Annotated in this window: 7 protein-coding genes; 4 read left to right on the top strand and 3 right to left on the bottom strand. The window is 65.7% G+C overall.

Translation table 11 applies throughout. The features are described from left to right. The coding region (locus tag AB4Z51_RS16815; protein ID WP_441497652.1) for a hypothetical protein at nucleotides 1-487 on the bottom strand (487 nt) is incomplete at its 3' end. Between the two features lie 289 nt (nucleotides 488-776). On the opposite strand from AB4Z51_RS16815, the gene AB4Z51_RS16810 reads away from it, so the two are divergent. Beyond that, entirely contained in the window at nucleotides 777-1,322 is a 546-nt protein-coding gene (locus tag AB4Z51_RS16810; RefSeq protein WP_028146986.1) for a sigma-70 family RNA polymerase sigma factor, read from the top strand. A 2-nt stretch (nucleotides 1,323-1,324) separates the two neighbouring features. Continuing rightward, nucleotides 1,325-1,963 (top strand): NrsF family protein, encoded by a 639-nt coding sequence (locus AB4Z51_RS16805; RefSeq protein ID WP_085403865.1) that lies wholly within the window; start codon nucleotides 1,325-1,327, stop codon nucleotides 1,961-1,963. Nucleotides 1,964-1,974: 11 nt separating this feature from the next. Here AB4Z51_RS16805 and AB4Z51_RS16800 read toward each other — a convergent pair whose 3' ends face one another. Both AB4Z51_RS16800 and AB4Z51_RS16795 read right to left on the bottom strand, forming a co-directional pair. Beyond that, entirely contained in the window at nucleotides 1,975-3,078 is a 1,104-nt protein-coding gene (locus tag AB4Z51_RS16800) for a DUF2336 domain-containing protein (RefSeq protein WP_085403864.1), read from the bottom strand. A 63-nt stretch (nucleotides 3,079-3,141) separates the two neighbouring features. Continuing rightward, nucleotides 3,142-4,299, bottom strand: a complete 1,158-nt coding sequence (locus AB4Z51_RS16795; RefSeq protein WP_085403863.1) for a GGDEF domain-containing protein — start codon at nucleotides 4,297-4,299, stop codon at nucleotides 3,142-3,144. 433 nt (nucleotides 4,300-4,732) lie between these two features. On the opposite strand from AB4Z51_RS16795, the gene AB4Z51_RS16790 reads away from it, so the two are divergent. After that, the gene (locus AB4Z51_RS16790) at nucleotides 4,733-5,302 is read left to right on the top strand and encodes a sigma-70 family RNA polymerase sigma factor (protein WP_008140099.1); all 570 of its coding nucleotides are present in this window, start codon (nucleotides 4,733-4,735) and stop codon (nucleotides 5,300-5,302) included. Further along, complete coding sequence (locus tag AB4Z51_RS16785; protein WP_085403862.1) at nucleotides 5,299-5,988, top strand: hypothetical protein; 690 nt, start codon at nucleotides 5,299-5,301, stop codon at nucleotides 5,986-5,988. The genes AB4Z51_RS16790 and AB4Z51_RS16785 overlap by 4 nt, the downstream gene beginning before the upstream one ends. The last annotated feature ends 12 nt before the right edge of the window (nucleotides 5,989-6,000 follow it).

The raw sequence follows: 6,000 nt of genomic DNA, 5'->3' as shown, positions 1-6,000 counted from the left end.
CCGCCTTCTGTGCCGGCGGGTCCTGTTGGAGGGCGCGGTCGATGTCGTTGAGCTGATCGGGCGCCACCACCTGAGCCTCGTCATTCGGCGCGGTGGTATTATCGGCTGCAGCCTGAACGTTGTCGTTGGCGCGGCCGGTCAACGCGGAGGCCGCGGCAGCCGTCGGCGTATCGGCTGCGGCGATCTGCGCGTTGGCGTTGGCGACTGCCGGCGGCATCTGGCTCAAGGCCGGCACGTCGTTTTCGGCCTTCGCCGCGCCGTCCTTCTTGTCGGCCTTGTCGTCGGATTTCTGCGCCGTCTTGCCGCTGTCGCGGTGGCGCGATGCATGGCGCCGCTGCTTGCTCGGCTTGACTGCGTCGGCCTGGTTGCCCGCGCTGTCCGATTGGCTGCTTGCGGCTGAACTCGGTGCCGCCTGTGCAGCGGCTCCGACCAGCACGAAAAGGCCGGCAAGAAGAATCAGTGCGGCGCGCCCGCTGGCTTTCATCATGTTGACGATCTCCCCAATTCCGCCTGTCCCGGGACCGAACAGAGCCCCTGGGGCGTGACCACAGCGGGGCAAAAAATGGGAATCTTCGGGCTATCCCGGGCAAAAGCGGGGCAAACCGCCGCCTCGCAACCGGCCGCCGGATGCGGACGGGACCGATCGGTGTTATGAGCCGTCGCGGGTTTCGACGGCCGCATCGCGTGGCGAGGCACGGCGCAGATCACGAAGTCGTGATCTTTCTGGTGCCGGCGTAACAAACTGAAAGAGCTGCCGAATTGCATGGTGAGGGCGCGTGCGCGGACGTGAGGACGAGTGGACCGGCCTGATGCGGTCGGCCATGGCAGGCGATGATGCGGCGTATCATCGCCTGTTGAAGGCGGTCACGCCTGTGCTGCGCGCTGCCGCGAGGCGGGGTCTGGCGCGGGCCGGGCAGCCTCCCGACCAGGCCGAGGATATCGTGCAGGAGATTTTGTTGGCGGTGCATCTGAAGCGGCACACCTGGGACAGCGAAGCCCCCTTCGCCCCGTGGCTGTTTGCGATCGGGCGCAACAAGCTGATCGATGCGCTCCGGCGGCGGGGCCGGCGGGTCTTCGTCAACATCGACGATTTCGCCGAGACGCTGCCGGGCGAGGCACCGCAGGAGACGGCCTCGGCGGCCGAGGTCGCAACGCAGCTCGACACGCTGCCGCAGCGCCAGCGCGACGTGCTGCAGTCGATCGCCGTCGACAGCGCTTCGATCAAGGACACGGCGTCAAAGTTTTCGATGAGCGAAGGTGCGGTGCGGGTCGCGCTGCATCGCGGACTTGCGGCGCTGACTGCCAAACTGCGGGACCACTAGTCATGGATACCGATCAACTCATTCGCTCGCTCGCGGCCGACAACGCCCATCGCGCGCCGCGCGTCGGTGCCGTGCTGACGATGGCGCTGCTGGTGGCGGCGCCGTTCTCGATCCTGATCTTCGCCAGCTTCCTTGGCGTGCGGCCCGACGTGATGACCGCGATGCATAATCCGTTCTTCGACACGAAGTTCGCGGTCACGCTGTCGCTTGCGATTCCCGCGATCATCGTCAGCCTGCATCTGTCGCGGCCCGAAGCCTTGATGCGCGGCTGGGGCTGGCTGCTGCTGCTTCCCGTCGGCCTGCTTGCGGTTGCGATCGGCGGCGAGACCATGATGGCCCCGGCGATGCCGATGACGATGCGGCTGGTGGGCAAGAACTCCCGGGTGTGCATGCTCGCGATCCCCGCGATGTCGCTGCCGCTGCTTGCGGGCGCGCTGTTCGGCCTGCGCCACGGCGCGCCGTCGCATCCTGCACTCGCCGGCGCGCTCGCCGGCCTGCTGTCGGCCGGCCTTGCCGCAACGCTCTACGCCTCGCACTGCACCGACGACTCGCCGCTGTTCGTCGCGACCTGGTACACGATCGCGACGGCACTCGTGACCGCGATCGGCGCCTACGCGGGTTCGAAAGTTTTGCGCTACTAGCGGCGGCGGCCTCACGCCGCCGGCGTCGTGCCCTGCTGCATGCGGTGGAAGCGCAGCACCTGCTGCGCGGTCGATGAGCGCAGGGCCTCGTAGGCATCGCGCAGCGTCAGCATGTCGGTCTTCGAGCCGCCCGAGAGCTTTTCGCGCATCGCGATGATCGCGCGGACGCTCGACCATTGCATGCCCGCGACCTTGGCGAGAACCATCACGCCCTCGTTGCGGCTCTCGATCATCATGTTCTCGGCGGTCTCGACCGCGACGCCCGCGAGTGCTGCGAGCCCCGCATTTGTCTCGTCGAACTTGCCCTGCTCGGCGAAGCTGGTGACCTGAAACTCGTTGAGACGACCGTCCTCGTGCAGCGATCTCACCAGCGCGCGCGCCATTTCGGTCTGCCTGGTCATGGCGGCGGCGCGGACCCGATGGGTCGCTTCCTGGACCACGCTGGACACTTCGTCCGCGAGCTCCGGATGCGCGGTCTCGAGCTTCCTGCGCACGCTCAGGGACGCCTTGGCGATCAGCTTCAGGTAGTGATGGCGCGGCAGGTCGGGCCGCAGGCCGATGCAGGTGGCGAGGTCATCGTCGCGTTCGGCGCGCGTGACGAGGTCGGTAAAACTTCCCTCGGAGAGCTGCGCGCCCGGATTGCTGACGGTCGATTGCACGACGTCTTCGTTGCCGCGCGCCACCAGCACGTCGGTCAGCGCTTCCGACAGCACCCGCCGCAGCGAGATCGCCTTGAGATGCGCCTGGCCCCTGGTGCGCGCGATCTCGATCAGGGTCGCCTCGTCCAGCCGTTCCGATTTCGAGAGCACGGGGCCGGAGACCTCGATCACCTCGTCGAGCGCGAGGGTGCGGATGATCCTGGGCGGCGCGGCCGCGATCGGCGCGAGACGGTTGGCGAGCAGCGCTCTCGCCGAGGTCTCGATCTGCTCGATCAGGCACTGGAACACGTCGTCGAACACCCTGATGTGCTCGTCGGAATAATCCACCGCATTGTTGATGAAGAGATCGGTGACGCGGCGCAGGGCCTCGACCCGGCGCGCGACGGTGCCGTGCGAGAGCGCGGTCTGCAATTCATCAAGCAGGTTCTCGGATGGTTTGTCGGATTTCGATCTCATGGCCCTGTCCTGGAGCGTTCGGTCCGGCTGCGGCTTCTGCGCAGCCAGGAAAAAATGGATTAGTCAGCTCGTTGCAATACGGTTGCGCCCTTGCGCCTTGGCGGAATAAAGCGCGCTGTCGGCGCGTGCGAGAAACGTGTCGGCAGTATCGTTGTCGCGCAGCGTCACGACGCCCGCGGAAATCGTCACCCGCATGCCGGGGGAAAATGCGCTCCAGTCGAGATCGGCGACGATGCCGCGCAGCCGCTCGAGCATGCGCCCAGCTGCGCCGCCGTCGGTGCCCGGCAGCAGCAGCAGAAATTCCTCGCCGCCATAGCGGCCGAAAAAGTCGGCCGGGCGGATATTTGCAAAAATGGTGATGGCGAAGGTGCGCAGCACCTCGTCGCCGACGGGGTGGCCGTGGGCGTCGTTGATGCGCTTGAACCAGTCGAGGTCGATCAGCGCGATGGCGCAAGGTGCGGACGCCTGCTGCGACTTTTCGACCTCTGCATCGAGCAGCCGCATGATGCAGCGGCGGTTGTAGGAGCCGGTGAGCTCGTCGAGCTCGGCGAGCTCCTCGATGCGCTGATAGGCGGCCTTCAGCTCGATGCTGCGCCGGTACAGGACCTTTCGCAGTGTGGCACCGAACAGGCCGAGGAAGGCGCACTGGCCGATCACCAGGACGAAGCACAGCATCGAGGCGGTCCGCTGGAGCTTCGTGGCGACTGGCATGCCGATCGGCAGGTCGGAGGCGAGGAAGACGGCCGCGAGGCAGGTCGTCGCGATCGCCCAGGTGAACATCGCCTGCGCCGAGGTCATGCGCAGCGTGCCGAAGGCGAAGATCAGGAACAGCACGCTGATGAAGGCGATGCCGAGGGTCGGCACCGACACCAGGAAGATGAACTGCAGCGCCATGTGCGCCGAGATCTGGAAGACGGTGAGATAATGGTCGCTGTGTCTGTCGCCGACGCCGGCTTCCGACATCACGACGAAGATGCCGATGATCATCAGGCCGCCGACCCAGAACAGCGACGGAACGTTCATCGGGACGACGCCGTCATGGGCATAGATCAGCAGCACGAAGGCGCCGAGCGAGTAGCTTGCGACCTGGCCGACATACATCTGCCGGCGTTGCCGGACCCGGCGTGCTCGTACCTCGGGCGCAGCCGCGTCGGGCATGAGAACGAGATCCGCGACCTCAGCGGCATTCCTCTCCGGTAAGGTCGTCGCGGCCGTGCTCATTGTCCCGCCAAGGGTGAATGTCGCCCAAAAATCTACGCGGCAAGCCTTTAGGTTTGGTATCCTTCGAAATCGAATCCAAACGGTGCTGCGCGCAACAGGGTGACAGCGGCCGGCGGGGAAATTTGCCGGCGATTAGGCATCGTTGGCGACGGGGTCGAGCCAAAGCAGGGCTTGGTGAGACATACGTCGTGCAGGGCTGCTATGGTTCCATCATGTCGGGCCGTCCGCGCCGGACGGCATTGCGCAGGGAATTCTTCATTACTATGTTACCGTTATCGAGCGAGCCGGCCAACCGCCGCGGGTGGCAAAAGGAAAATTCGCGTATGTGGGGTAGATCACACAGACCCCCGTGTGACTGCGGTAGGCTGAAGAATTTCGCCCCGCCCGTCGAACCGTCCGCCGCGCCGACCCGACCAACTTTGCGAGACGGGCATTGAGCGTGACACAGGCGGCTTCGGACGAGGTCCTCATCGCCAGGATCGCTCAAGGTGACCGGCTCGCCATGCAGGTGCTGTACGGGCGGCACCATGTCAGGGTCTACAGGTTCGGGCTAAGGCTCGTGCGGGACGAGCAGGCGGCGGAAGACCTCATCAGCGAGGTGTTTCTCGACGTCTGGCGTCAAGCCGGCAAGTTCGAGGGTCGATCCGCCGTTTCCACCTGGCTGCTGGCAATCACCCGATTCAAGGCCCTGTCTGCGCTCCGGCGCAGGAAGGACGTTGGGTTGGACGACGAAGCTGCCAACGCGATCGAGGATTCGTCTGACGATCCGGAAATCGCGGTGCAGAAAAAGGATACCAGTGAAGCGTTGCGGGAGTGTCTGACGGGCCTCTCGCCGGACCATCGGGAAATCGTCGATCTCGTCTACTACCACGAGAAATCCGTGGAAGAAGTGGCCGAAATCGTCGGTATTCCGGAGAACACTGTGAAGACGCGCTTGTTCTATGCGCGCAAGAAACTGGCCGAACTGCTGAAGGCAGCCGGCGTTGAGCGAGGCTGGCCATGATGGCATTGAGCAAAAAGATGCTGGAGCAAGAGCCCAGTGAAATTGAACTGCTGCTGCCCTGGCACGCCGCCGGCACGCTGAACACGCGTGACGCTCGCCGCGTCGAGGAAGCGCTGGCGCGTGATCCGGCGCTTGCAAAGCAATATGCCGCGATCCGCGGCGAGTACGAAGAGACCATCCATCTGAACGAGAGCTTGGGGGCTCCGTCGGCGCGGGCGATGCAGAAGCTGTTCGCCGCGATCGACGCCGAGCCGGCGCGGCCGGTCGGTTCGCTGCCGCTCTCGGCGCGCATCGCGACCTTCTTCTCGAGCCTGTCGCCGCGTACGCTGGCCTGGTCGGCGAGCCTGGGTGCCATCGCGCTGCTGCTCCAGGCCGGCATCATCGGCGCCGTGCTGATAAAGACCCAGCCCGCGACCTTCGAGACCGCTTCGCTGTCGGTCGGCGCGCCGATCACGCGTGAGCTTGGAGCTCCACCTGCGCGCGCGCTGGTGCGCTTCACGCCCGAGGCGCGCGTCGCCGACATCACCGCGCTGCTCGACAGCTACCAGGCTTCGATCATCGGCGATGCCAAGGGCGGCATGTTCCGTCTCCAGTTCGACAAGGCGATGGGCCGGGACGAGCTCGCCTCGCTGCTCGGCAGGATGTCGCGCGAGAAGTTCGTCAACCTCGCCGTCGCGGCGCCGTAAGGCGCCGCTGCA

The organism is Bradyrhizobium sp. 2TAF36, from assembly GCF_052114925.1.
In the GTDB taxonomy this organism is placed as follows: Bacteria; Pseudomonadota; Alphaproteobacteria; order Rhizobiales; family Xanthobacteraceae; genus Bradyrhizobium; species Bradyrhizobium barranii.
This window is presented reverse-complemented; position numbering and strand designations above follow the sequence as displayed.